The organism is Streptomyces sp. BoleA5, from assembly GCF_000373665.1.
Lineage (GTDB): Bacteria > Actinomycetota > Actinomycetes > Streptomycetales > Streptomycetaceae > Actinacidiphila.
Genome location: NZ_KB892104.1, coordinates 46065 through 72120, shown reverse-complemented (window position 1 = coordinate 72120; position 26056 = coordinate 46065). Strand labels below are relative to the sequence as shown.

Here is a 26056-nt window from a genome sequence, read left to right as displayed (position 1 = left end):
TCGCCATAGCGACAGCCGCACGGGAATGAGGAGCGGTGCGGGCGCGCGCTCCGGCGGCCCGCTGACGGAGGTCGGTCTGAAGGACTCGGCGCCTCATCGGTCCGCATCGTAAGGACTTCGTATCATCTCTGACCGAGACAGAAGGGCTCCGCATGCCGTGGAATCAGTCGTGGAAGCGCAGCATGTGGGAGGCAGGGATGAGTCGCCTGGTGGGCCTGGTGCGCAAGCCGCTGGTCATCGGGGCGCTGGTGGTCGGTCTGGCGGTTGTGGCGGTGGTGTTGTACCTGTTCCAGCCGTGGAAGCTATGGACGGACGAGATCGTGAACGAGGCACTCCCCGCCGCCACGCCGCCTACGAGCACACCGGCAGGATCCACGGAGCCCGATGAGTCCGCTGTGTCCGAGGCACCCGCAAAGCCGGCCGGGCCGATGACGCTGGCTTCAGGCGAGTTCATAACCCACGAGCACGCGACGACGGGCAGCGTGAAAATCGTCCAGCTTCCTGATGGCTCCCGGGTGCTGCGCCTGGAAGACCTGGACACCAGCAACGGTCCCGACCTGAAAGTGTGGATCACAGACGCGACAGTGAAGCCGGGCAAGGACGGCTGGGACGTCTTCGACGACGGCGCCTACCTCAGCCTCGGCAAGCTCAAGGGCAACAAGGGCAGCCACAACTACCCGCTGCCTGCCAACGCAGATCTTGAGAGGTACACCAGCGTGAGCATCTGGTGCGATCGGTTCGACGTCTCCTTCGGCGCCGCCGAACTGGGCCGCACCTGACATGGAATCAGCGGCCGCAGACTGACGTTTCGACGAGTCGGCCGACCGTCTCACCGAGGCTGTGAACACCGCATGCGGCACTTCTCGGCCGAGCGTGCGCATGGGAACGGTGATCTGCCCGGCACGGGATGCCAGCTGGCGTTGACCCCCGCACCTCACGCGCGCCCTCTGCCGGAGCCCGGCCAGGGGACGCTCCCTCATCCAGTCCTGGGACATGCCCGGGCCTGGCACGGCCAGGCACTCGGGTCGACCACACGCTGGTGCGATGGCCAGCACGTTGCTGGGGTGTTGAGGATCGCCGGTGCGATGCTCGCGGTGCCGGGGTTGCAGGCGTCATCCTCGTTGTCGACATGGTCGCTGTTGAGGGTGAGGCGAAGATGGCAGCGGCTGCAGCAGATCGTCCGGCGGGGCCGCCACGAGTATGCCCGGGCCTTGATCATCATGGCGTCGGCATCGGGTACGTCCGTGACGGCGGTCGCCAGGCTCGTCGCAGCCCGGTCCCTGGGGCCGAGTGACTTCAGGGACTCTACGAAGATCAGTGCAGCTCAGACTGCCTCGACCTCGGCGAGCTGGTGGGAGCTGAGGAACACGCTTTGGCCGTTGCCCCGGGCTTCGCGGACCGCGCGGCGAAACTCGAGTTCCATCAACGGATCCAGGCCGCTGGTCGGCTCGTCCAGTACGAGCAGAGGGGCGCGGGTGGCGAACGCGGCCACCAGCGCCACCTTCTGCCGGTTACCCGATGAGTACGCCCGTCCTGGCTTGGACAGGTCGAGGTCGAACCGCTTTGTCAACTCGTCCCGGTATGAACGGTCGGTGCCGGGGCCCGTTCGCGCCAGCAACTCAAGCGTCTCGGCGCCGGTGAGCTGGGGCCACAACACGACGTCGGCTGGCACGTAGGCCAGGTGCCGGTGCGTCTCAGCGCCGTGGCCCACGTCGGTGCCGAAGATCGACGCCCGGCCGGCCGTGGGGCGAGCCAGCCCCAGTAGTAGTCGGATGGTGGTCGACTTGCCTGCACCATTGGGGCCGAGGAAACCAAACACCTGATCGGCAGGAACATGCAGATCCAGTTCGTCCAGAGCCAGGACGCGGCCGTAGCGTTTGGACAAGGATTCGGTACGGATGGCTGGCGAGACCATTGGGCCTCCCGAGTCGGCACGATGGGCACAGGGCTCCTCATCGCCGACCAGACTTCCCGGCACACCACTGGTGAACATACTCGCGCCGTATCAGTCTCGACAAGAAGCAGACATCCAGGAGTTGTCAGGCTATCGGTGCTGCGACAGCCGGCCGGGACGTCTGGGCGGTACTCGAGGACGTCGGGTCGGACAAAGGCCGTATGCGATCGCCATCACTGCCTGCACCTACACACGCGCTTGGCCAGGGGGCCGAGGGGTGGCAGGCAGCCGCCAGCTGCCCGCCTCGCGTATCAGGGTGGCCGCAGCCGTTGTCAGCCCCATCGCCAGGAGGAGGACGATGGGAAAGCCCCATAGCCAGGGGGTGAAGGTGCGGTCGACAGCCCTCCCTCGCAGGGGCCATTGCAGGGCCGTCACGACGAGTGGGCCGGCATGCTCGTTGCCGCATTCGACCTTTGCGTCACGAGGAGTGGTGTCCCAGGGGTCCGTCCAGGTCACCCGGCATCGGCCGTAGTCGTTGGCGGCGACCGTGGCCTGGACCGGCCGACCCAGCCCGTAGGTGTAGCCGACCGAGGCGAGGAGCGCGGCCGTCAGCAGCAGGGGGACCAGTGCCCCCGCCGACAGCCACCGCCACGCCGGCCTTCCGGCAGGTAGTGCGGGCCCTGGAGTGGTGTTCCCAGTGCGGAGCATGGTGAGCAGGGCTGGAGCGTAGGCGGTCGTGACGTCGAAACGCACAGGCCATGCTCGGGGAGCGGGGGCGTACACGATCCGGGTGCGGCCCAGCGGCCACCGCCGGGAGCGGCGGGGGCCGGTCACCGATAGGACGGTTCCCCCACCGGTGAGCGGGACCGCGGCGCGACCGTAAGGCCGGAACACCAGACCATGCGAGGCGTCCCAGGAGAGGCGTCCCCGTACGAATCGCCACGGGTAAGGCGGGGCGCTCCCCTCCATGCGGCACCACACTCGGGTGGGTTGCCCGGCTGTCACCCTCCGCAACCAACGTTGTCCCGTGACCGCCGCGGCCACCGATCTCAGCAGTAGCGGGGCGACCCAAGCCAGGCCGGGCCACACCACCCACGTCATGTTCATGCCCTGTAGTACACGTGGGGTGTCTTGTGGTGGGGAATGAGCGAAGGCGGCAGTGGGACGACTGGTTCGTTGCCGGACTCAGGCGCAGCTGTCCGGGGCTCCCCTCATCTTGACGCTTTCTTAACGATCCGTTGTTGCGACTCTGACGTAGCGTTGATGCCCGGTGTGCCGGGAAGTCTGGTCGGCGAAGTCAGTCGTTGTCATCTTCGCCGTCACGAAAGGCCCTCGATGGCCGCCTCAAGGACAACCGTCCCCGCCCTCTCCCGCAACGGAGACCCTGCCGGTCCCCGGACGCGCCGGTTCGTGCTCTTCTTCGCGTTCGCCTTCGCGGTGATCGCGGACCCGGTCTCCTCCGTCGCCTACGCGATCGAAGCCGCACTGCGCGCCCTGCACGGGGACCTGGCGCTCTTGCTGCCGGCCATGTCACTCGTGGTGGGCCTGGTCGTGGTGATCACGGCCAACTACTGGCAGTTGGTGCGGCGCTTCCCGAGGGGCGGAGGCGCCGCCGCGGCGGCCGGCCGGGCTTTCGGCCCTCGTTGGACGTTCCTGCCGATCGGGGCACTGGTGGTCGACTTCGTCCTGACCATCGGCATCTCCATCGCGGCCGCCGCCAGCGCGGTGATCGCGCTGCTTCCCGTACTGGCTCCGGTGCGCATTCCGCTGGCCTTGCTCCTGCTGTTGGTGGTCGCGGGACTGACCTGGTTCGGGCACGGCGGACGCTTGGTCTTCGCCACTATGACCGTCCTGTTCCTCGTGGTCTCGGTGACCGTGGTGGTCCTGGGATTCACCGGCACGCAGAGCGTGGGCACCGCGGCAGCAACGGCCAATCCCGGACACTCCGCGGTGCTCGCCGTGGTGCTGGCCTTCCCGGTGGCCATGGCTCTGGCCACCGGGGTCGAAGCTCCATCCACCGCGATCGCCCAGCTCGGCCAGCTCGACGACACGCACCGCCGGCGCTTCGGCCGTGGCACCCTGGCATTGCTGCTGGTCATCGTCGGCGGTCTGACCCTTGCCCTCACGGCCCTGGCCGTCCGCCTTCACGTCGGGCTGCCCGGCGCTGACTCCACCCAGATCGCGGACATCGCCCGCGCCGCCACGGGACCGGGCTGGCTCTACGGCGCCTTCCAGCTGACCAGCTCCCTGCTCCTCCTGGCAGCTGCCAGCTCTTCCTTCCAGGCCGGTCCCGGACTCCTCAAGGCGCTCGCGGGCACCCCCGGACGCCCCGGTGTCCTGCCGCCGGTACTTGGGCGGGTCAACCGGCACCACACCCCGTACTGGTCCGTCGTGGTCTACCTCGCCGCCGCCGCGTTGATCATCGTTGCCGCGGCCGGCCAGGAACAGAAACTGGTGCTGTTCTACGCGGTGTCCGTCTTCGTCAGCTTCCTGGTGGGTCTGCTGGCCATGGCGCGCTTCGCACACGGCGAGCGCAAGGGGGCGCTGACAGCGGTCAACGGCCTGGCGGCCGCAGCCGTCGCCTTCACCCTCCTGGTCAACCTGCTGCGCGGATGGCCGGTGCTCTCCTTTGCCGCCACCCTCGCCATCGCCGCGGCCCTCTACATGCGCTGGGCCCGTGCTGGCCGCCCATCCGGTGTGGAGGACGTGGAGTCCCGGGCCGAGGCTGTCTGACGGGTAGGGCAAACAACCGGGTCCAGCCAGGGAACGGAAACGGGGGATACCTTGCCGCGGATCAGGGAAGCTACGGGCGTGCACAGCCTTCCCAGCCAAGCTCAGCGTCCACCGTCGTCGGGACACATGGTCATCTGTGGGGACGACGCGCTCGCACACCGGCTCGCCTACGAGCTGGCCGCCGTCTACCACGAGCGCGTCACCGTGGTCCTGCCGTCGTTGCGCCGCAACCACGGACCGCAGATCGCCGAGCTCACACTGCGGCACGGCGTGCGCGTCCAGGAGGCGATGGAGCCGAGCGACACGGCCCTGCGTGAGGCGGGTGTGGAGGGCGCGGTGGCGCTGGCGCTGGCGTACGGCGACGACCAGACGAACATCCACGCCGCCTTACGGGCCCGGCGGATGAATCCCGACATCCGTCTCGTCATCCGCATGTACAACCGCAAGCTGGGCCGCCATCTGGAGGACCTGCTGGAACGGGCAGCCGCGAGCCGTTCTCCCCAGCTGCGGCCCTACGAACTCGACGCGTCGACCACGGTCCTGTCCGACGCGGACACCGCCGCCCCGGCGCTGGTGGCGGCGGCCGTGGTCGGGAGCAGCAAGGTCGTCCAAGCCGACGGATTGCTCCTGCGCGCCGCCGAGCGGCCTTTGAACAGCGAGAACGACGGCCTTCGCCACCCACCGGCGCTGTGCACCCTTGCTGTGCTGTCCGACTCCCGCACCGATCCGGGTGGGGAGGCCGACGGCCCGGGTCCCGGTGGCGCGCGGCTGCTGCCCGACGACCGGATGGTCCAATCTGCGGCCGGCTCTCACGGCCGCGTCGTGCTGGAGGCCATCACCCGCAGCCAAGGGCAACCCGCTGCCCGACGGCGCAGGCAGGGCGGACCGCCACTGAGGGAGCTGTTCTCCCCGCGCCTGATGTACGCCGCCGCCGGACTGATCGCTCTGCATGTGCTCTTCGCCGCCTTGACCTGGCGTGTCATCGGGGGCTCCGCACTTCACGCGGCGTACTTGTCGCTGCTGGACGTCCTCAACATCAACGACCCGGCTGTGGACGAGCGGCCTGCGCGCCAGGTCCTCCAGCTGCTGTCCGGACTGGCCGGCATGGCACTGCTGCCGGTGCTCTTCGCCATCGTGCTGGAGACGCTGGGGAGCTTCCGCACCGCCTCGGCTCTGCGGCTGCCACCGCGGGGCCTGTCCGGGCACGTCGTCCTGATCGGCTTGGGCAAGGTGGGCAGCCGGGTTCTCGACCGGCTGTGTGCGCTGGACATCGACGTGGTGTGCGTCGAACGGGACCCTGAGGCGCGCGGCGTGGCAACGGCCCGCGCCCGGCGCGTACCGGTCGTCATCGGGGACGCCACCCAAGAAGGCGTGCTGGAGACCGCCCGCATCGGCGCCAGCCGTGCCCTGATGGCCCTCACCAGCGACGACACCACCAATCTCGAAGCCGCGCTGTACGCCCGCGAGGCCGCCCCCACGCTGCGCGTGGTGATGCGGCTGTTCGACGACGACTTCGCCACCACCGTCTACCGGGCACTACGGGACTCCTATCCCGAAGCCACGACCCGCAGCCGCAGCGTCTCAACCCTGGCGGCACCGGCGTTCGCCGGCGCCATGATGGGCCGCCAGATCCTCGGCGCCATACCCGTGGAGCGCCAAGTGCTTCTCTTCGCCGCCGTCGAAGTGCGTGATCACACCGAATTGGAGGGGCGCACCATCCGTGACGCCTTCCAGCCCGGCGAATGGCGGGTGCTCGCTCTCGATCTGGCCGCGCCGCCCGACCGGCAGCCGGACCTGGCCGCCGCCATCGACCACGACCTCGATACCCGTGAGCCGGAACTGGCCTGGGACCTGCATCCCGGGTACGTACTCCGGCCTGATGACCGCGTCGTCCTCGCGGCCACTCGCCACGGCCTCGCCCGTCTGCTGCAACACCGCGGGCACCAGGCACCGGCTCCGGACCTCTGAACGCCGCGGCCTTGGGCGGGCTTGCGTGACCCCTCCGGAGTCTTCGCAGCGCTGCTCGCATGGCCCGAAGCAGGATCGGCCGCACCGGCCTGGGCTCTACTGATCGGGCTCCTCGTCGCCTACCTGATCGCAGAACGCAACGCTCCTTCACCAGCGTCCGGGGAAGGCGTACGGCTGTCCGGACTGACCGGAGCCTCCCTGCTCATCTTTGGCGTCCTACTCGCCCTGGCAGGGGTCGTGCTCTGCTTACTGGCAGGCCCCGGTCTGCCGCTGCTCGCCGTCGGATGCCCACTCCTCACCTTCGGGCCGGTTGCCAACATCCAGGGACGAAATCGGCGTAAGAGGTGAGGCATAGCGGGGCGACGGGAGGCCGGTTTCGCCGCGCAGGCAGCGGATGTCCGGCGCAGGGTGTCGCACCGCCCGACGTCGGCGTCCGGCCTCGAAGGCGGTGACGCCCAACATGATCACACCCACCTTGACGGCCGAGTCGAGAAGCGACTCCGGCGCGTCAAGGAGTTTCGCCAGGCCCCAGCCCGTCAACGAGAGAGCCGGCCAGGCAACCAGCACAGGAAGGGCCAACCTCTGCCACAGTGACGGTCGTTCGCTCATGCGGGGAGCGTACTCAACGACTCGAACCGCAACCGCTCGGTATTTCTGCTCCACCTCGGCAGCGCGAGGACATTGACACAGGTCTGGCCGTTGAAGGCGACCGATGAGAACAATGGAGGTTCATATGGCGAATGTGGGGGGCGTACCGCCCGAGTACCTGGACACGTACCTGAAGATGCTGGCCGAGGTGTCGGCCACCGGCCGACGTCTCCGACGGACGGAACTGGACGGACTGCGAGAGCTGGGCGAACGCGGTGCGGATGCGGGTCTCGGCTTGCGGGAACTGGTCGGCGGTTATCTTGCGGCCACGCGCGATGCCTGGCGATCACTGCCCGGGGTGGAGGTGTGGATGGGCGAGGCCGTACTGTCGGCAGCAGAGGCGGCGATCGCCGCGTTGGGTGAGGGTCACGAGCGGGCTCAACGGCTCCAGGTGCGGCAGGAGGAAGCCGCGCGCCAGGAATTCATCGACGACCTGCTGTACGGGCGCAGTGATCCGGGACGCCTGGCCGAACGCGCGGAGCGGTTCGGCCTGCGGCTCGGACAGGAGCACATGGTCGCGGTGGGGCGCGGTGCGGACGCGTACAAGGACGGCCATCCCGTGATCCGGCGGATCGAACGCGAGCTGAGCGCCCGCTTCGGCGAGCGAAACGTTCTCCTGACCGCCAAGGACGGCCGACTGGTGTGCGTCACGTCCACCGCGGACAGAGCTGTGAGCGCCGCATTCGCCGACACCGCTCTTCGTCCGGGCCCCGGGTACGAGGCGGTGCGACGGGTGGCCGTGGGACGCACTCATGCCGGAGCCGGTGGCATCGTTCGGTCCTACGAGGAGGCGTTGGGCGCACTGGACGTCGCCGAGCGGCTGCGGCTGCACCCACCTGTGCTTCGCGCGGAGGAACTGCTCGTCTTCCCGGTTCTGATGCGTGACCGAACCGCGATGGCCGACCTTGTGCGGAGCGTCCTGGGTCCCCTGGCCGCGGCCCGGGGCGGTGCAGGACCACTGCTGGAGACCATCTCCGTTCATGCCGATGCGGGATACGTCAATGCCGAAGCAGCCCGGCGCCTGGGGCTGGGCGTGCGCACCCTCACCTACCGCCTGGACCGCATCAAGACTCTGACCGGCTACGACCCGTCCGACGCCTTGCACCGCTACACACTGCAGACGGCCGCGATGGGCGCCCGGCTGCTGGGCTGGCCCGAGCAGCCGCTGTAGCGACAGAGCCGCGAAGGAGCCGATAGGAACGCGTAAGGCTGCAGGCATCCGGTGATGTCCCGGCGATACGCGGCCTGACAGCATCGCGGTGCCTTCGGGCGACCGGCGTACTGGCCGTCGGTCCACGTTTCACGCGCCAGTCCATGGACCACAACGACCGCAGTGGCCATGAGGGCTCACGGTCGTCCGGGGCTCGACATGGGGGAAGTCGACCAGCCCGTTCCGCTCCACGACGGTGATGGGGTCCAAGACGGTGTCGTTCGCTTGGTCGGCCGGCTTCCCGGACGAGGCCGTGAAACGGACTTGGCGACACTCATCACCGCACTGAAGCCGGCGTCAAGGCCTCGTATGGGGAGCGTACGAATCGGGTAGGGTTCCCAGCGGAGTGCCGGGAAGTCTGGTCGGCGAACAAGGGATCTTTCCCTTCGTCGATCGGGGGCGGTTTGCCGTGGTGCTCGTGTTGGTGTTCGGGGCCGCGCTGCTGGTGGCAGTGTTGCTCTCCGGTCTTGCGGCGCGCTCGGTGCTCTCGACCTCCCTTCTCTTCCTGCTCGGTGGGGCTCTCGTCAGCGACGGCTTCCTCGGGCTGATCCACATCACCCCGGACAGCGGAATCGTGGCAATGACCGCGGACCTGGCCCTGTTCGCGGTGCTGTTCACCGATGGGATGCACGTCTCATTCCCGGCGCTGCGCGGGGCGTGGCGCAACCCGGCCCGTGCGCTGGGGATCGGGATGCCGCTGGCGCTGACCGGCATGGCGCTGGTGACGCACTTCCTTGCCGGACTGGACTGGACGACCTCGTTCCTGGTGGGAGCGGTGCTTGCGCCCACGGACCCGGTGTTCGCCTCGGCGATCGTGGGTCGCAAGGAGGTGCCGGCACGGCTGCGCCAGTTGCTCAACGTAGAGAGCGGCGTGAACGACGGGCTGGCACTGCCCGTGGTGCTCATGCTGATCGCGTCCGCCGGGCCGACCACGGCGTCGGCCGAGGCGGACCTGGGCAGGATCGGCCTTGAGTTGTTCGGCGGTCTGGCATTGGGAATCGCGCTGCCCCTGGTCGTCGCGTGGCTGATTCGCTTCCGCTTCCTGGGCGCGGAGCCCAAACTCCAGCCGTTGTTGCCACTGGCAGCCGGCGTCATCCTCTACGCGGCGTGCCACCTCACCCACGCCAACCCCTATCTGGCGGCGTTCTCCGCGGGCGCGGTGTTCGCGTCCGTCTCCCCGGAGAGCAGGGAAGCGTTCGAACCGCTCGGCGAGTCGCTGGCCGAGCTTGCCAAGTTCGCCGCGCTGCTCGTTTTCGGAACGCTCCTGACCCCCAGTCTGTTCGGGGACCTGTCGCTCGGCGGGTACATCGCTGTGGTGCTGGCGATTGTGCTGATCCGGCCTGCCTCCCTGCTCGCGTCCTTGCTCGGCAACCGGACCATCGGCAGGAGGGAGAAACTGACCGCTGCCTGGTTCGGCCCGAAGGGCTTCGCCTCCGTCGTCTATGGACTTCTGGTCCTGCAGTCCGGCATCCCTGAGGGCCAAGAGGCGTACACGCTCATTGCGGTGTGCATCGCCTTCTCGATCATCGCCCACAGCAGCACCGACGTGCCGATAGCCAGGATGTTCGACGTGGAGGACCTCGTGGGCATTCCGGACGATGATGTGGCCGAGGACAACGACCGGAAGCCGCTGACCCCTGACAACACCGCACTGGAGGTCGATGGCGAGGGAGCGCGGCCCACTGGTGGCGGTAGTGAAGAACGACAAGGCAGGTGCCCATCTGCTCGTCGTGATCACCGCGGGCGTGACATGAGCAACTGGCACAGGCCTGGCTGCGGCTGACAGGACGGGCCGCTGCGCACGTGGTCCGACCAGCCTCTGCAGCGCGTGTGGCTGCAGCATCAGAAGGGCGTCAACGAGGCGTCAAGACTGCCGGGAACCGGCAATGTGCGCCAGCCACCTGCCCTGCCACCATCGTCATGGCACCGACAACGGAGCCACTGCACGAAGCGGGGGAGGGCAGGAGAATGCGCGAGTTCGTCGATGCCGCACTCGGTTACCCCACCGCCCTGTTCAGCTTCGCGCTCGTGGTGGTCATCGGGTACTGGGGGAGTGTCCTGCTCGGTGGCTTTGACGTCGACGCCCTCGGCGGGGGGCACGGGGGACACGGGGGAGAGGGCGTCGACGCACACTACGACGGACACGAGCACACGGGGGGCTTCGCCGGCTTCCTCGCCGGTCTCGGACTGGGCGGGGTCCCGGTCACCGTCACGCTGTCGCTGCTGATCGGCATCGTGTGGTTCGCCGCGCTGGCCGGCCGGGTCCTGACCGGCGGCGGGCCGCTGACCGGCACAGCCGTCCTGGCCGGAGCGCTGGTGTGCTCCTGGACCGGCACGCGCGCGCTGCTCCTGCCGCTGCGCCGACTGGTGCCCCGAGAACGCGCACCGTCCCGAGCCGACTTCGTCGGCAAGGTCTGCGTTGTCCGCACCGGCCGCGTCAGTGCCGAGTTCGGGCAGGCCGAGGTCACCGCCGACGACGGATCGACCGCTGTCCTCCAGGTGCGCACGGCCGGGTCCGACGAGGGCCTGGTGGGCGGCAGCACCGCCCTGATCTTCGACTACGACGCAGTCCGGGAGTGCTTCCTGGTCGCGCCGTACGACGCCGCGCTCGATCCGGGTCGCCGTCCGGCCGTCTGAGCCCGCCGTCCCACCCCTCTTCCCGCTCTTCCACCTCTCTCCACCCGAGGATCGCTGATGGACGCCATCACCATCGGGATCGGCGTGCTCGTCGCCGTCGTCCTGCTCATCGCCCTGGGCATGCTCCTGATCGTCAGCCGGCTCTTCCGCAAGGTCGAGCAGAGCAAGGCCCTGATCATCTCCAAGGCCAAGAAGGTCGACGTCACCTTCACCGGTGCCGTGGTGCTGCCCGTGCTGCACAAGGCCGAGGTCATGGACATCTCGGTGAAGACCGTCGAGATCCGCCGCACCGGCCGGGAGGGCCTGATCTGCCGGGACAACATCCGCGCCGACATCCACATCAACTTCTTCGTACGGGTCAACAAGACCGTCGAGGACGTCATCAAGGTGGCCCAGTCCATCGGCACGGAACGGGCCAGCAGCCAGGAGACGATCCAGCAGTTCTTCGCCGCGAAGTTCTCCGAGGCGCTGAAGACGGTCGGCAAGCAACTGGACTTCGTCGACCTCTACACCAAGCGCGAGGAGTTCAGGGACCGGATCATCTCGGTCATCGGCACCGACCTCAACGGCTACCACCTCGACGACGCGGCCATCGACTTCCTCGAGCAGACCCCGATGACCCAGCTGGACGCCGCCAACATCCTCGACGCCCAGGGCATCCGGAAGATCACCGAGCTGACGGCGATCGAGCACGTGCGGACCAACGAGTACCAGCGCACCGAGGAGAAGGAGATCACGCGGCAGAACGTCGACGCCCGCGAGACCATCCTGGAGCTGGAACGCCGCCAGGCCGAGGCCGAGATCCGGCAGCGGCGCGAGGTCGAGACCCTGCGCGCCAAGGAGGAGGCCACCACCGCCCAGGTCCAGGAGGAGCAGCGGCTCAACGCCCAGGGCGCCTTCCTGCGCACCGAGGAGCAACTGGGCATCCAGCGCGAGAACCAGGCCCGCGAGGTCGCCGTCGCCCAGAAGAACCGCGAGCGGGTCATCGCCGTGGAGAACGAGCGGATCGAGAAGGACCGGCTGCTGGAGGTCATCGCCCGCGAACGCGAGACCGAGCTGACCCGCATCGCGAAGGACAAGGAGGTCGAGGGCGAGAAGCGGGAGATCGCCGAGGTCATCCGCGAGCGCGTGGCCGTCGACCGCACCGTCGCCGAGCAGGAGGAGAGCATCAAGCGGCTGCGCACGGTCGAGGAGGCCGAGCGTGCCCGCCAGTCCGTCGTCATCCACGCCGAGGCCGAGGCCCAGGAGAAGCTGGTCAAGGACATCAAGGCGGCGGAGGCGGCCGAGGCGGCGGCCCACCACAAGGCCCGCGAGACGCTGACGCTGGCCGAGGCCCGCAGGCAGGCGGCCGAACTCGACGCCCAGGCCAAGGTCCGGCTCGCCGAGGGTGTGCAGGCGGAGGCCGCCGCAGAAGGCCTGGCAGCGGTGCAGGTGCGCGAGAAGGACGCCGAGGCGATCGAGAAGACCGGACGGGCCGAGGCCGCCGTCGCCGTGGAGAAGGCACACGCCGCAGCCACCGAGATCGGCGAGAAGCTGAAGGCCGAGGCCGCCGGCCTCACCGAGAAGGCGGCCGCGATGGCCGCCCTGGACGAGGCCTCGCGCGGGCACGAGGAGTACCGGCTGCGGCTGGCCGCGGAGAAGGACATCCGCCTGGCGGGACTCGACGTCCAGCGGCAGATCGCCGAGGCGCAGGCGGCGCTGGTCGGCGCCGGTCTGGAGAAGGCGAAGATCGACATCGTCGGTGGGGACAGTGTGTTCTTCGACCGGCTGGTGAAGTCCGTCTCGTACGGCAGGAGCGTGGACGCGTTCGTGGAGCACTCCGACACCGCCCGGGCCCTCGCCCGGCCGTGGCTGGACGGCGAGTCGGACATCGCCGACGACCTGGCACGTGTGCTCGGCTCCGTCGATGCCGCCGGGGTCCGCGACCTGACGGTCTCCGCCCTGCTCATGCGTCTGATCGGCGCGGGCGGCAAGGAGAGCGGGCAGCTCCGGCAACTGCTCGACACGGCACGAGAGCTCGGACTCGACCAGACCCCGGTCGCCGGCCTCAACGGCACGGCCCACGCCTGACGGCCGGCCGAGGAAACGGAGGGGCACGTACACGATGGCAGCCGAGCAGCAGGACGGCGGACTGGAAGCCGGGACGTACGAGGTACTGCGCACCCGGCTCACCGCCGCCGCGCGTCAACTGTCCGACAGGGCTCAGGCGCTGAACGCCCGCCGGGTGGAGACCTTCGGATCCGGGGGGCTTCGGCTGGCCCGCAGCGGGCGCCTGCGCACTGTGGACGCGTGTGTCCCGCGCGACATCGCGACTGTGGGCGGACGACTGCTGCTCGGCCACGACGTACCGGGAAGCGGTGGCTCGGTCGGGGACGTGTTCTCGCTCCACGACCTGGGCGACTTCGGGGCCGTAGGCGCCGACGCCGTTCCCGGGCTGCTGGATGATCCGTGTGTCCGGCAGGACCTGGCGGAGTTGTACCGCTACTACCGCGACGCCCGCCTGCTCCGGCTACGGGCCCTCGGCACCCGACTGCTCGCGGTCTTCCGGACCGGTCCGGCCCTCACCGACATCCGGGTCCTGCGCTGGCAGGTGGCTGCCGACGGCACGGTCTCGTACCTCGACGCCCGTGGCGAGCGCGACCACGTCGTGCCGCCCGCGTACGACATCGCGTGGCGAAGGACCTTCCGCGACGACCACGTCCTGGGCCGTCACCCACACGTGTCGATCGAGGGCGAGGTCTTCGTCTCCACCGTCGGCGGCACCCTCACGGTCAAGGCGCAAAACAACGCAGGCATCGTCGTGCAGGTGTACTCCGAGCCGGTCGACGAGCCGCTGCAGGCCCTGGCCGACGCCGACATCGCCCATGCCCGCGCCGGCGCGCTGATCCTGCTGCGGGTGCGCCCGTACAACGAGAACGCCTCCCGGTATCTGATCGTCAACACCCGAACACACGAGGTGGTGCGACTGGACGGTCTCGGGCAGGCCTGCCTCACCCTGCCGGACGACCAAGGGGTGATCTTCCCGGGCGGCTACTGCCTGGCCACCGGCGTGGTGCGGACCTTCGACATTCCCACCGAGGGCCTGGAGTTCGATCGGGTCGTCCGGTCACCGAACGGCGAGGACGTGCTCTACGTCTTCCACTCCCTCGCGGAGGGCCGCACCGTGCTCCTCCCGTACAACCTCATCCGCAAAGAAGTCGCCAGCCCGCTGTCCTGTCACGGGTACGCGCTCCTGGACGACGGCACCTTGGTGCTGCTGCGCGCGGACTCCACCGAACCGGCCCGCGTCCACCCGGTGCAGGTATGGGACACCCCCTACACCACGGACACGTACGCCGTCGCCCAGCCGAGCGGTGCCGGACCGCTGGACCGCGTCGGCAACGCCGACCTGGTGCGCGGCATCGCCGACTGCCTCTCGGTCGCCCGCATGGTGGAGGAGATGACCCCGAACGCCGCCGTGTACGAGGCCATCGCCGCGGCGTGCGTGCGGACGGCCGATCGCCACCACTGGCTCACCGAGCACGGACTCGGAGCCCTGCACGAGCCCCTGGCCGAGGTCCGGGGCACTGCCGAACAGGTGCTGGAAGAGTTCGCGGCGATCACGTCCCTGACCGCTCAGGCCACCGAGACCCTGGACCAGGCGGTCACCCGCATCACCGCGCTCGTGCGCCGCGGGCGTGGCGAGACCCTGGACAGCGCCGACGCCTGGGTGCGACACCTCACCGAACTCCGACGCGCGCAAGGCCACCTGACGTCCTTGCGTGAGCTCCGGTACATCGACCACGACCGTGTCGACGAGGTCTCCGGGGGCCTCAGCGACGACCTGGCAACGGCGGCCCACCGGGCGGTCGCTTTCCTGGGCCGGGAAGGAGCCTTCGCCGAGCACCACGAGGACGTCGCGGCACTCGCGGCCGAGGCCGCGGTCATCGCCACCACTGCTGAGGCAGAGCCACTGGCCGAACAGCTGGCCGAACGGACAGAGGGCCTGGAAGTGGTCACCGAGGTGGTGACCGGGCTCGACGTCGCCGACCCGGTCATCCGCACTTCGATCCTGGATCGGATCGGCGCCGTCCTCGCCGAGCTCAACCGGGTCCGTGCCACCCTCGACGCACGCCGCAGGGAACTCCTCGGCCGGGAGGGTCGCGCGGAGTTCGCCGCCGAGGCTGCGTTGCTCACCCAGGCCGTGATCGCCGCCCTGGGCACCGCGACCACCCCCGAGACCTGCGAGGAGCAGCTCGGCAAGCTGCTTCTGCGGATCGAGAACCTGGAATCGCGCTTCGGGGAGTACGAGGACTTCACAGAGGCGCTGGACAACCGGCGCACCGAGATCCACGAGGCCTTCTCTGCCCGAAGGCAAGCCCTGCTCGACGAGCGGGCCCGCCGCGCCGACCGCCTCGCCGACTCGGCCGGACGGATCCTGCGCAGCGTCACCCGCCGCTTGACGTCCCTGGCCTCCCAGGACGAGATCAACACCTATTTCACCTCGGACCCGATGGTCGGCAGGATCCGCCGCGTCGCCGACGAACTGCGTGACCTCGGCGACCCGGTCCGCGCCGAGGAACTCACGGGCCGCCTCAAGGCCGCGCGCCAGCAGGCGGCCCGGGTACTGCGCGACCGCGCCGACCTGTACGACGAGGGAGAGGGCGGCCCGACCGTACGCCTGGGCCGGCATCGTTTCGCCGTCACCACCCAGCACGCCGAGCTCACCCTCGTTCCCCACGAGGGTGCGATGGCCTTCGCCCTGACGGGAACGGACTACCGCTTCCCCGTCCACGACCCGGAGTTCGAAGCCACGCGCCCGTACTGGGACCAGCACCTCGTGTCCGAGACATCCGATATCTACCGCGCCGAACACCTGGCCGCCCGCCTCCTGGCCGAAACCGATCCGCTGGAGACGCTGTACGAGTCCGATACGAAGGGGCGCCTGCTCGGCCTCGTACGCGAGGCCGCCGAATCCCGCTACGACGAGGGCTACGAGCGCGGCATCCACGACCACGACGGTGCCGCGATCCTCGCCGCCCTGCTGCGGCTGCGGGCGCAGGCCGGGCTGCTGCGCTACCCGGCCGCGGGCCGTGCCGCCGCCCAGCTGTTCTGGGCGTACGGCACCGACAACACCTCCCGTGACACCTGGGCGGCCCGTGCCGCCTCCCTGGCGCAAGCCCGCGCCACGTTCGGTCTCGCTCCTGCCGTGGACACCCTGCGCCGGGAGCTGGCCCGGTCGATCGCCACCTTCGTGGACGCTGCCGGACTCGACCCGAGCGGTACGGACCTGGCCGGCGAGTACCTCTTCGAGGAGCTTGCCGCCGGGACCCGGGGCAAGGTCTCCTTCGTCTCCGGCGCGACGGCCCGCACCCTCCTCGAGAAGTTCCGCACCGCCGCGGACGGACATGGTCCGGAAGCCGGCCTGTCCGCCCTGCCCGACGACTTCGCCTCACTCCCCGCGCGCCACCAACTCGCCCAAGCCTGGCTCGGCTCCTTCCTCGCCACCGGCGGTGCCCAGTCCACCCCGGGGGACCTGGCCGAAGCCGTCGCCCTGCTGCTGTGCGGCCACCTGCCCCACCATGACTGCGCCGCCGCCCTGACCACAACCGTTGACGGCCTGCTCGGCCGGCACCCACGAGTCCTGCACGGCACCCTCCACCTGCGACTGGACGAATTCCTGGCCCGCACAACCACCCACCGCACCGAGCGCGTACCCGGCTTCCGTGCCTACCAGCGTCTGCGCGCCGACCTGCTGACGAGTGAACGCGCACGTCTGCGCCTGGACGACCACCGGCCGGTGCCGCTGACGACCTTCGTCCGCAACCGGCTCCTCAACGAGGTGTACCTCCCCCTCATCGGCGACAACCTCGCCAAACAGATCGGCGCCGTCGGTGGCTCTGGGCGCACCGACAGCTCCGGACTGCTGCTGCTGATCTCGCCCCCGGGCTACGGCAAGTCCACCCTCGTCGAGTACGTCGCAGAGCGCCTCGGCATGCTCCTCGTCACCGCCAGCGGACCGGCTCTCGGTTCCTCGGTCACCTCACTGGACGACGGCCACCCGGAGATCCGCAAGATCCACTTCGCCCTCGCGGCCGCGAACAACGTGCTGCTCTACCTCGACGACATCCAGCACACCTCACCGGAGCTGCTGCAGCGGTTCATCCCGCTGACCGACGCCCAGCGTCGCCTCGGCCCTTACGACCTGCGCGGCAAACGCTTCGCCATCGTGATGTCCGGCAACCCCTACACCGAGTCGGGCTCCCGCTTCCGCATCCCCGACATGCTCGCCAACCGCGCCGACGTCTGGAACCTCGGCGACGTCCTGACCGGCCGGGACGATCTCTTCGCGCTCAGCTTCACGGAGAACGCCCTCACTTCCAACCCCGTCCTGGCGCCGCTGGCCGCGACCGACCGCACGGATCTCGAAATCCTCCTGCGCATGGCCCGCGGCGACGAATCCACCCGAGGCGACCGTCTGACACGCGCATTCCCTCCTGCGGAACTCGACCGCACCCTCGCCGTGCTGCGCCTGCTCCTACGAGCCCAGCGCACGGTCCTGGCAGTGAATCGCGCCTACATCGCCTCCGCGGCGCAGTCCGACATCTCCCGCACCGAACCGCCCTTCCTGCTCCAGGGCTCCTACCGGAACATGAACAAACTGGCCGAGCGCATCTCCCCGGCCATGAACGACGCCGAACTCGACGCCCTCATCGACGACCACTACCGCTCGGAAGCCCAGACCCTCACCAGCGCCGCCGAGGCCAACCTCCTCAAACTCGCTGAAATCCGCGGCACCCTCACCAGCGAACAGGCCACACGCTGGGAGGAAGTAAAAGCCGCGCTGTCGCAGACCTGGCGCCCATGAGCAGGTTCTCAGGGCCTCTCCGGTAGGCCGCTCTACCTGAATCCGGCTTGTCCCTCCGGCGACGGGTGGCCGCCGCCGCACGCCCGACCTGTCCTTCACGACTCTGCCTGAAAGGCTGATACGCGCGGGGTCGTGTGGTGCGCGTCCGCGTTGCCCCGGCAGGGCATGCACATCCCTTCGATCGCGAGGTGAGTGCGGCGAAGAGGTCGGGTCAACGCGGCGTTGGGGTGGCTCAGAGGTACGGTCAGCACCAGCTTCTCGACGCCCTTCTGGTACCGGAACGGCGCCACGCCCCGCCGCCGAGGTCAGCCGGTGGGGCCGGTCCAGTCGGCGGGGATGTGGGCCAGTCGCACGCGCTGGGGATGGTCACCGACGGGGACCGAGACGATCTTCTGGCCGGTCGCGAAACTGATGGCGGTGACCTGGTCGGCGTCGCTTTCGGAGATGACGCAGGCGGTGCCGTCGCCACTGACGGTGGCCCAGTATGGCTTGGCCGCGGTGACGAGCGGTCCCTCGGTGAGCGTGGCGCGGTCGACGACGGTGGCGTAGTCGTCCATGGTTCCGGCGACGCAGAGCTTGGTGCCGTCCGGGCTCATGGACAGGCCGTGGTGGCGGGAGTCGTTGACGTAGGTGGTGCGGTCGTCACTGGTGGCAGGGTTCTCGGGCAGGGTCTTGACCCGGGTGATCTTGTCGGTGGCGACGTCGTACTCGGCGAGGCCGTTGAAGAACGAGACCTGGAAGTAGAGCTTGGAATCGTCCGGGGTGAGGGCCGCTGGGCGGACGGCGTCCGACAGGTCGCTGCGGCCGGCGGCGTCGAGGCGGGTACGCATGTCGATCGTTTTGACGACCTGGAAGGAGGACGTGTCCGCGATCGTGATCTTCCGGTCGCCCTTGAGGAAGTCCTGCCAGGGGGCGTCGAAGTCGTTGTTGACCTCGCCGATCGACATGTTCCAGAGGTACCTGCCGTCCTTGCTGAAGATGTTCTCGTGCGGCTTGTCGCCGGTGGTGAACCTTCCGAGTTCCCGGCCGAAGTTGATGTCGAGGACATGGACGGTGTTGGACGTGGACGCCGACACGGCCACACGGGTGCCGTCGGGGGAGACCGCCATGTGGTCCGAGCGGTATCCCGATACCGGGAAGCGCCACTTGACGTCGCCGGTCGCGAGGTCGATGGAGACGACGTCGGCGAAGCTCGGGCGGGAGGCGACCAGAGCGGTGCCGTCGGGGGTGGCGTACATGTCGTCGACGAACTGGTCGTGGCCCTCGCCCACGGTCTCGCGGATGCCGAGGAAGTAGATCAATTTGATGGGGTTGAGATAGATCTCGGCCAGGCGCCGGTCCTTGTCGGGGATGACGTTGATGCGGCCGATCCTGGCGAAGTCGCCGCGGGCCTTGATGACGGTCGCGGTGCCCTCCCAGTTGTTGCCGACGAACATCACCTCCTGCAGGGCCGGGGATGCCTGCGCGGAGGCGGGGGCCGAGATGCAGGCCGCGACGACCGCGGTGACGGCACCGGCCGCGACCAGGGCTCTTTGCCTGACAGGGCGTGAGACGGGGCGCATGTGGGGGGGCTCCAGGGGGTTGGTTGCCGAAGGCGAACGGAGGAGTCGGGCCCACCGGGCCGCCGGCACCCGCGTGAGGAGGGCGGCGCACAGTGTTCGAACCGGTTTTCCGGGGCACGGCCGGGCGATGCGCCGCGCGGCTTCGTGGGCCTCGCGGCAAGCGATGGTCTGAACTTCGAAACCGCCCAATTTCAGAGTGCGTTACCGGATGGTAGGTAGCGGTGAGTCCCGCTCACAACCCCGCGTGGGGGAAAATCTCCTCATCGCCGATCGGAGGGCATGGTGGCGGGCAGATTCACCCCGGCGGAAGGCCGGTACGGGGGCAAGGACGCCGCCCAGCGGCAGGCGGAGCGTCGCGCCCGTTTCCTGGAGGCGGGCCTGGAGATGTTCGGAGGCGAGCCCGGCTACCGGGGGACGCGGCTGGCCGCGCTGTGCAAGGAGGCGGGCCTGTCGAGCCGCCAGTTCTACGAGGAGTTCCAGAGCGTCGAGGACCTGCTCGCCGAACTGCACCTGATCGTCAACGACGCCGCCCAGGAAGCCGTCTTCGACGTCCTGCCCACCATTCAGGACCTCTCGCTGGCCGAGCGGATCACCCGGATGCTCCGCGCCTACGTCAAGGGCGCCGCCTCGGACCGGCGGTACGCCAGGATCGCCTACGTGGAGGTCGTGGGTGTGAGCCCGCGCATCGACCTACAGCGACTGGAGCGCCGCGCCCGCTGGATCGACCTCTTCCGCGTCGTCACCGACGACGCCGTCGCCCGCGGCGAGATACGCCCCGACGACTACGGCATCGCCGCCGCGGCCTTCATCGGCGCCGTCAACGGGCTCATGCACGACTGGGTCGTCGGCTGGGTCGACACCTCACTGGAGGGCATCGCCGATGAACTCCTCCAACACCTTCTGGGCCGCTATCAGATCGCCACCTGAGCGGCTGGCCCGCAACCCGGCCCGGCGGTGGATGCGCGGTGCCGTCCGGCGGAGACTCCGTCGGCGTCGGCTCCGGCCTGAGGCGATCGCGCACACCGACACGCCATGCGACCGCGCGGGACACCGCCGCACCGCGGGGCGCGGTTGTGCCGCGCCGCCCGTCGGAAGATCACGGGTATTCGTCCAGGCCGGCCCATGGGCGCGTGGCGTGTGCTCTGATGCGGATGTTCCTCGGAACCTGGACCCCGGGACCCGGCCCAGGACCCGCACGGCTTCCGCCGCGGCCACGCGGCGGGAGCGGATCAAGGAGCCATCAGCCGGCCGAGCCGGCCCGGTCCGGCAGCCGCCGACGGACCGCGGCTGACCCGTCGCGCGTTCCACAATGTCGGTCGGTCCTGGCCGGACCGTGGACGGCGGCCGCACCAGTGCTGTGAGTCGGCGCTGCGGCCGTCAGGAGCAGGGATTGAGCTGGGCGATCTTGGCGTTCAGGGCGGTGGCGAACCAGCACCATGCGGCGTAGGGCAAGAGCACTGTGGCCGCGACCCGGTCGGTACGGGATGTGGTGCGAATGAGGTGCAGGGTGCTGACGTCCAGCAGCAAGGTGCCGGCCAATCCGGCCCGGGGACTGCGGGCGGCAAAAAAGAGCCAGCTCCAAGCCGCGTTCAGTGAGAGGTTCACTGCCAAGGAAGCCGCCAAGCGTTCGCGCTCCCGGCCCCTGGCCAGGTCGAGGGCACGGCCGGCAGACCATGCGACGCTCGCGTACAAGGGCGTCCAGAGGGCGCCGAACGCCCAGGACGGCGGCTGCCACCGCGGTTTCGCCAGCGCCGTATACCAGGCGCTGTCCGGGTTGACCGCCGCAGCCCCCGCTGCTGCGGCGGCGGCTGCCGCCATCGCAGCAGCCGCATAGGGATGCCACCGCACCTGAATCCCGGGTCCGTGCGACCGCCGCGGCCGGCCACCGCGGCCGTGCCGTGCCTCTTGTCCTCGCGCGTCTCGTTCGCTGATCAGCCTCATACCCACCATCCTTCCCCGCTCGACCCGGCGCCGAAGACCTCGACCGGAACGCCGCCCCCCCATCGGCCCTGATCCGGGAGAGCCGCTTTCGTCCCGCGCCTGTTCCTGGCCGTAGGCGTCAGGTGGCCGAGGGTAGCTGTGCTCGAGGCTAGAGCTGGTGAAGCCAGGCGTTGACCAGGAGCACTGCCAGCAGCCCGAGTGCCCCGGCCAGCGGTATCGGCCACCACGGACCGCGTTCACCCGGAACGTCCCGGATGAGAGCCCGGTCGGCGACTGTGACACCACGTAGTGCCCCGAGCGCGACCAGTGCAACCGGCACCGCGAGAAGCGCGTGTACGGCCCAAGCGCCCAGCAGCGTGGGACCACCCCACGAGTGCTGGTAATCATGGTCATCGATGAGGGGGTACAGCAGCCCGTTGCCCGTTGCCTGGCCGGCCAGGAGCGTCACCGTGAGGCTGAACAGTCCAAGTGCCACGCCGCAACCCCCGCGTAGGACAAGTGGCCCCTGACGCGTCCTGACGCCCGCCACCAGCCTCGCCAAGGCAACCGGGAGCAGCACCGACCCCTTCGCCGCATCACGCCATGCAGACGGTCCGACGAGAATGGTCGCCGGGGGAAGCCGAACGAGAAGAAAGGTCCTACGACGCTGATTGTCCGCCATGTACACAAGCGAAACAGTCGACGAGCGTCGGCTCCATGCTGCCGGCCCGAATAGACGAACTCGGGGTATCCCCCCTCGGGGCGGGGTGCGTTCGCGGCGTAGGGTGAAATGATCGGTCGGAGTTCGCGGTGGTGGGTCTTGTCGTGCGGGACGCGGTGCGGCCTCGGTGAAGGCGGGAAGGGCGGTCGCGACGAAGGTCGCGAGACCGGTGCCGCCGCGGCGAGTGGACTGCGCCGACCCTTCGGGCAGGTGCCCGGGCGCGCTGCCCGACCACGGGAGTCGTCCTGTCGCGGCTTCGCATCCCGGACGCCGCCCCCGTAGCTCTCCAGCATGGACGGTCAGCGCCCACGGACGGGGCATGCAGCGCGAGGCGACAGGTTCGCCCATTCCGGCCGAAGCGCTCACAGGCCAAGTCCTTTGTCCTAGAGTGCAGATGGATCGCGCGGCCGCCGTCTTCGAGGGGCAACCCTCGTTGCGGCCGTGCAGGCGACACCACCGGAGAACAAGGGCACTCACCTGTACCACGGACAGGAGATCGAAGATGCGCACGCTGATCTACACCGCGTTCGTCTCGCTGGACGGCGTCGTCGATTCTCCCGGCGGCGGCACCGCCGCCGAAGCCCACCGCAGTGGCGGCTGGACCTACAAGGACATCGAGTTCCTGCCGGAGGCGTACGAACTCAAGGGGCGGGAAACCCAAGAGGCCACCGCGCTGATGTTCGGCCGGGCAAGCTACGAGGCGTTCGCGCCGGTGTGGCCGGGCATGGAGGATTTCGCCGCCCTCAAGGATCTGCCGAAGTACGTCGTCTCCACCACTCTCGGCCAGGACGCCCTCGTCGACAACTGGGGCGACATCAGCATCCTCCGCTCCCTCGAGGACGTCGCGAAGGTGAAGGAGACCGACGGCGGCCCCATCGTCGTGCACGGCAGTGCCACCCTGTCCCGCAATCTCTCCGACGCCGGCCTCATCGACCGCTACCACCTGCTTGTCTTCCCCGTGCTGCTGGGAGCCGGCAAGCGGATGTTCAGCGACACCGACAAGGACAAGCAGATGCTGAAGGTGCTCGAGTCCGAGACATACGCCAACGGCATCACGAAGATCGTCTATGACGTCGTCCACTGAGGTGTCCGTCACGGCCCCTGATCCGGTGTCCGCCACCGGATCACAGCCCGCTGCTTCACGCCGCGGGCGGTCAGTCCGGCGATGGCGCGCCGAGGGCAGACGCGTGCGGCGACGACAAGCGGGACGGTGACCAGGACACCGGCCGCCATCCGCGTGCCGTACGGCTGGTCGAAGCGGTAGGCGCTGCACGAATGTCTGCAAGGTGCGAACCCTGGCGCGACGCGCCCGAAAGCGGCTGATGCCGTCCCGCTGACCGTGCGCTTCGAACCGGGCGAAGCCGACGAGCGACGGCTGGCCGCTGGTCCTGCGCACGCAGGCGGGCAAGTCCGAGCAGGTACGACTGCCGTGCCCTGCAAGGCACTGCACTCCCGTGCTTGTGGGCCTTGTCCGGCCGTGTCCCGGTGAGGATCATGACCGTGTGCAGCGCAAAGTCGAACTCCACGAACTACTCGCGCGCGCCGGACTGACGGTGGTCGAGGACGTGCGCCCGGGCAGCCTGTTCCCGCCGGAGGCGGGCTGGCGGATCGCGCGGGGGGTCGCGGCGCCGGACGCGGCGGCCCGCGATGCACTCGATGCCTCGTGGTGGCGTCGTGTGTGTGATGTCGACGGTGAGTTCCTGGTGGCGGTCCGCAGGTACCGGATCGGCGGCAACGACTCCTGGTGGACCCGTGTCCGGCATGCGGGGAGCGGTGTGCCGGAGTTGACCGGCGACCCCGGATTCGTGGCACTCTCCCTCGACGGGCAGGTGCTGCTGGCGGAGGTGCCCGGCGAGGACGGGCCTTCGGTGACTGCCGTGGACCGGCTGCCGGAGCGGCTGGAGGAGGTCGCCGCGGCCGCCGGGCTCGAGACGGAGGCCGAGCGCGCCGAGGTGTGGGCGGGGGTGCCCGGCCGACGTGCGTGGCCTTTCCACTGGGCGGAGGGGTTGGGGTCCAATCCGGCGGCGACGGACGAGTTGCTGATCCGGCTGCTGGACGTGGAGGAGGGCTTCCTGCACGGATGCGACCGGCCCGCCGTCCTCGACGCCGCCGTGGCGCACCCCGATCCGCAGGTGCGGGCAAGGCCCGCCGACACCTTCCGGCCCAAGCTCACCTCCGATCAGTGGGTACGCCTGATCCGCACCGAGGCGTCGCCGGATCGACGCGTGATGTGGGCGGAGCGCGCCTGCTTCCGGGGCGCCGAACTTCCCGACGACCTGTACGACGACCTCCTCGCCGGCCCGTCCCGCGCGCAAGCCGCCGAACTCCCCAGGCTCCCCGCACGGCACCTTTCCGGCCTCACAGCCGACGCCGATCCCCGCGTGCGGGCGGCGGCCTGCGCCCGGTGGGAAGACCTCACCGAACCGCTGCGGAAGCTGCTGCTGGCCGACACCGACCACGCGGTGCGCACGGCTGCGCTGCTCGCCCACCACACGGGCGTACCCATGCCACGCGAGGTTTTCGCCGCCCTGCCCGACCCGCGGCAGGCGCTCGAACGGTGCCGTCTCGCGCCCGAGCTGGAGGCGGAGCTGGTCCGGGACGAGGACGCGGACGTACGCCGGGCGCTGGCCGCCAACCCGGGCCTGGGCGCTCACGGTGTCGCCCTGCTGGCAAAGGACCCACAGGACGACATCCGCTCTGCGGTGGCGGTGCGCGCCGACCTCACCGAGGAGCAACGTGCTGCGATACGCCACGACTTCGACCCGACGTCGATGTCGCACACCCTGTCCTGGGTCGAAGACCTGCACGGTGACGCCGACGCAATGCGTGATCTCGCCGCGTCGTCGCACCCGTTGGTCCGCCGGAGTGTGGCTCGAGCCCGGCGCCTCCCGCCGAATGTCGTGGCGGGCCTGGCGCGGGACGAGGACCGGGTGGTGCGCCTGTTTCTCGCCGAATCGTGCGAGGACGCGCCGGCGGACATGCTGCTGGAGGTGTGGAGCTGGTGGGATGGCAGCTTCAGCCACCCCGGTCGGCCCCGCAGCCACCCCAACTTTCCCCGTGCGGGCCTGCTGCGCTATATCGACGACCCGAGCGGGCGGATGCGCCGCCTGGCCCTGGACGATCCGGAGTCGACACCGGTCGATGTCGCGCGCCTGGCCCGGGATCCCGACGCCGAGGTGCGCCGCCGCGCGGCGTGCGATCCCCGGCTGTCACCGGCCGACGTGGTGCGGCTGCTGAACGATCCGGACGTCCACGTCCGCGGCTCGGCGGTGCGCAATCCGCGGCTGCCGGCCCGTGTCCTGGCCAGTTTGCTGCACGACCGCGACACGGCGAGCTCAGCGGTCGCCAACCCTGCGATCCCGGTCCCTGTCCTGCACCGCATTCTGGCCGCGGCGGCGGACGCGGCAGCATCGCGCTGAACACCGATGATGCTTGTTCGTGATCCGTTGCGCGGGTGGGGTCTCTCGTTCGGTGAGGCGCGCGGTGAGGAACGCCCGCTCGGCCTCGTTGCGGGTCCGCTCCCCGTGCCTGCCGGTACGCGGCCGACACCTCGTCCGTACGGCCGAGGCCGACGCGCTCCTCACCCCCGCGGAGCGGGCTGAGCGCGTCGAGGCCGCCAGAGCCGTGCCGAATGCGTGGACTGGCCACGCCCCTCATTTCCGCAGGGCAGGACAACCTGGACGCCGAACTGGACGGACGCTTGACCCGGGTCACCGGCCGGCGAATCAGCGCGTGCGCGTGGTGGACGACGCCGCCATGGTCGCCGCGGCTGCGGCAACCTGCTCGCTTCCCGCCTGATCCACCGTGTCCACTGTCCTCGCTGAGGCTGGCTGGCACCTGTACGCACCCGCCTGAGCCCTGGTGGAAGCCGGCCGCGCCCCCGTCCCGGCACCGCCGAACACATTGCGGCCCTGAC

Annotated in this window: 17 protein-coding genes; 11 read left to right on the top strand and 6 right to left on the bottom strand. The window is 69.7% G+C overall.

The genetic code is table 11. The features are described 5' to 3' along the window. The first annotated feature begins 197 nt into the window (after positions 1-197). On the top strand, positions 198-779 hold the full coding sequence (locus B085_RS0119430) for a DM13 domain-containing protein (RefSeq protein ID WP_026251217.1): 582 nt from the start codon (positions 198-200) through the stop codon (positions 777-779). Between the two features lie 545 nt (positions 780-1324). On the opposite strand, the gene B085_RS43000 is transcribed toward B085_RS0119430, so the two are convergent. Continuing rightward, complete coding sequence (locus tag B085_RS43000) at positions 1325-1915, bottom strand: ATP-binding cassette domain-containing protein (RefSeq protein WP_018560245.1); 591 nt, start codon at positions 1913-1915, stop codon at positions 1325-1327. A gap of 225 nt (positions 1916-2140) precedes the next feature. Then, a complete protein-coding gene (locus B085_RS0119420; protein ID WP_158689770.1) occupies positions 2141-2728 on the bottom strand; it encodes a hypothetical protein in 588 nt (195 codons plus the stop codon). Between the two features lie 576 nt (positions 2729-3304). Here B085_RS0119420 and B085_RS0119415 point away from each other — a divergent pair. Further along, on the top strand, positions 3305-4627 hold the full coding sequence (locus tag B085_RS0119415) for an amino acid permease (protein WP_018560243.1): 1323 nt from the start codon (positions 3305-3307) through the stop codon (positions 4625-4627). Positions 4628-4753: 126 nt separating this feature from the next. Beyond that, positions 4754-6595 (top strand): NAD-binding protein, encoded by a 1842-nt coding sequence (locus B085_RS0119410; protein ID WP_018560242.1) that lies wholly within the window; start codon positions 4754-4756, stop codon positions 6593-6595. Between the two features lie 246 nt (positions 6596-6841). Here the strand turns inward: B085_RS0119410 and B085_RS0119405 are convergent, their stop codons facing one another. After that, positions 6842-7204 carry a hypothetical protein gene (locus B085_RS0119405; RefSeq protein WP_158689769.1) on the bottom strand — a complete coding sequence of 121 codons (363 nt, stop codon included), beginning with the start codon at positions 7202-7204 and terminating at the stop codon, positions 6842-6844. A gap of 124 nt (positions 7205-7328) precedes the next feature. Here B085_RS0119405 and B085_RS0119400 point away from each other — a divergent pair, with 124 nt between their 5' ends. From B085_RS0119400 to B085_RS0119380, 5 genes are all read left to right on the top strand, one after another. Next, positions 7329-8414, top strand: a complete 1086-nt coding sequence (locus B085_RS0119400; RefSeq protein WP_018560240.1) for a helix-turn-helix domain-containing protein — start codon at positions 7329-7331, stop codon at positions 8412-8414. Positions 8415-8862: 448 nt separating this feature from the next. After that, the gene (locus B085_RS42995) at positions 8863-10236 is read left to right on the top strand and encodes a cation:proton antiporter (protein ID WP_078619978.1); all 1374 of its coding nucleotides are present in this window, start codon (positions 8863-8865) and stop codon (positions 10234-10236) included. Between the two features lie 185 nt (positions 10237-10421). Continuing rightward, positions 10422-11090, top strand: a complete 669-nt coding sequence (locus tag B085_RS0119390) for a DUF1449 family protein (RefSeq protein ID WP_018560238.1) — start codon at positions 10422-10424, stop codon at positions 11088-11090. Between the two features lie 57 nt (positions 11091-11147). Continuing rightward, positions 11148-13160, top strand: coding sequence for a hypothetical protein (locus tag B085_RS0119385; protein ID WP_018560237.1), 2013 nt, complete (start codon positions 11148-11150; stop codon positions 13158-13160). A gap of 34 nt (positions 13161-13194) precedes the next feature. Further along, the gene (locus B085_RS0119380; protein WP_018560236.1) at positions 13195-17937 is read left to right on the top strand and encodes a DNA repair ATPase; all 4743 of its coding nucleotides are present in this window, start codon (positions 13195-13197) and stop codon (positions 17935-17937) included. A gap of 305 nt (positions 17938-18242) precedes the next feature. Here B085_RS0119380 and B085_RS0119375 read toward each other — a convergent pair whose 3' ends face one another. Then, on the bottom strand, positions 18243-19499 hold the full coding sequence (locus B085_RS0119375) for a YncE family protein (RefSeq protein WP_018560235.1): 1257 nt from the start codon (positions 19497-19499) through the stop codon (positions 18243-18245). A gap of 279 nt (positions 19500-19778) precedes the next feature. On the opposite strand from B085_RS0119375, the gene B085_RS0119370 reads away from it, so the two are divergent. Next, positions 19779-20426, top strand: a complete 648-nt coding sequence (locus B085_RS0119370) for a TetR/AcrR family transcriptional regulator (RefSeq protein WP_018560234.1) — start codon at positions 19779-19781, stop codon at positions 20424-20426. Positions 20427-20876: 450 nt separating this feature from the next. Here B085_RS0119370 and B085_RS0119365 read toward each other — a convergent pair whose 3' ends face one another. Continuing rightward, the gene (locus tag B085_RS0119365) at positions 20877-21440 is read right to left on the bottom strand and encodes a TspO/MBR family protein (RefSeq protein ID WP_106434980.1); all 564 of its coding nucleotides are present in this window, start codon (positions 21438-21440) and stop codon (positions 20877-20879) included. Positions 21441-21588: 148 nt separating this feature from the next. Beyond that, positions 21589-21915, bottom strand: a complete 327-nt coding sequence (locus B085_RS0119360) for a hypothetical protein (RefSeq protein WP_234018605.1) — start codon at positions 21913-21915, stop codon at positions 21589-21591. Between the two features lie 727 nt (positions 21916-22642). Here B085_RS0119360 and B085_RS0119355 point away from each other — a divergent pair. Both B085_RS0119355 and B085_RS0119350 read left to right on the top strand, forming a co-directional pair. Beyond that, complete coding sequence (locus B085_RS0119355; RefSeq protein WP_018560231.1) at positions 22643-23224, top strand: dihydrofolate reductase family protein; 582 nt, start codon at positions 22643-22645, stop codon at positions 23222-23224. Between the two features lie 418 nt (positions 23225-23642). Then, complete coding sequence (locus B085_RS0119350) at positions 23643-25559, top strand: hypothetical protein (protein ID WP_018560230.1); 1917 nt, start codon at positions 23643-23645, stop codon at positions 25557-25559. Positions 25560-26056: the final 497 nt, after the last annotated feature.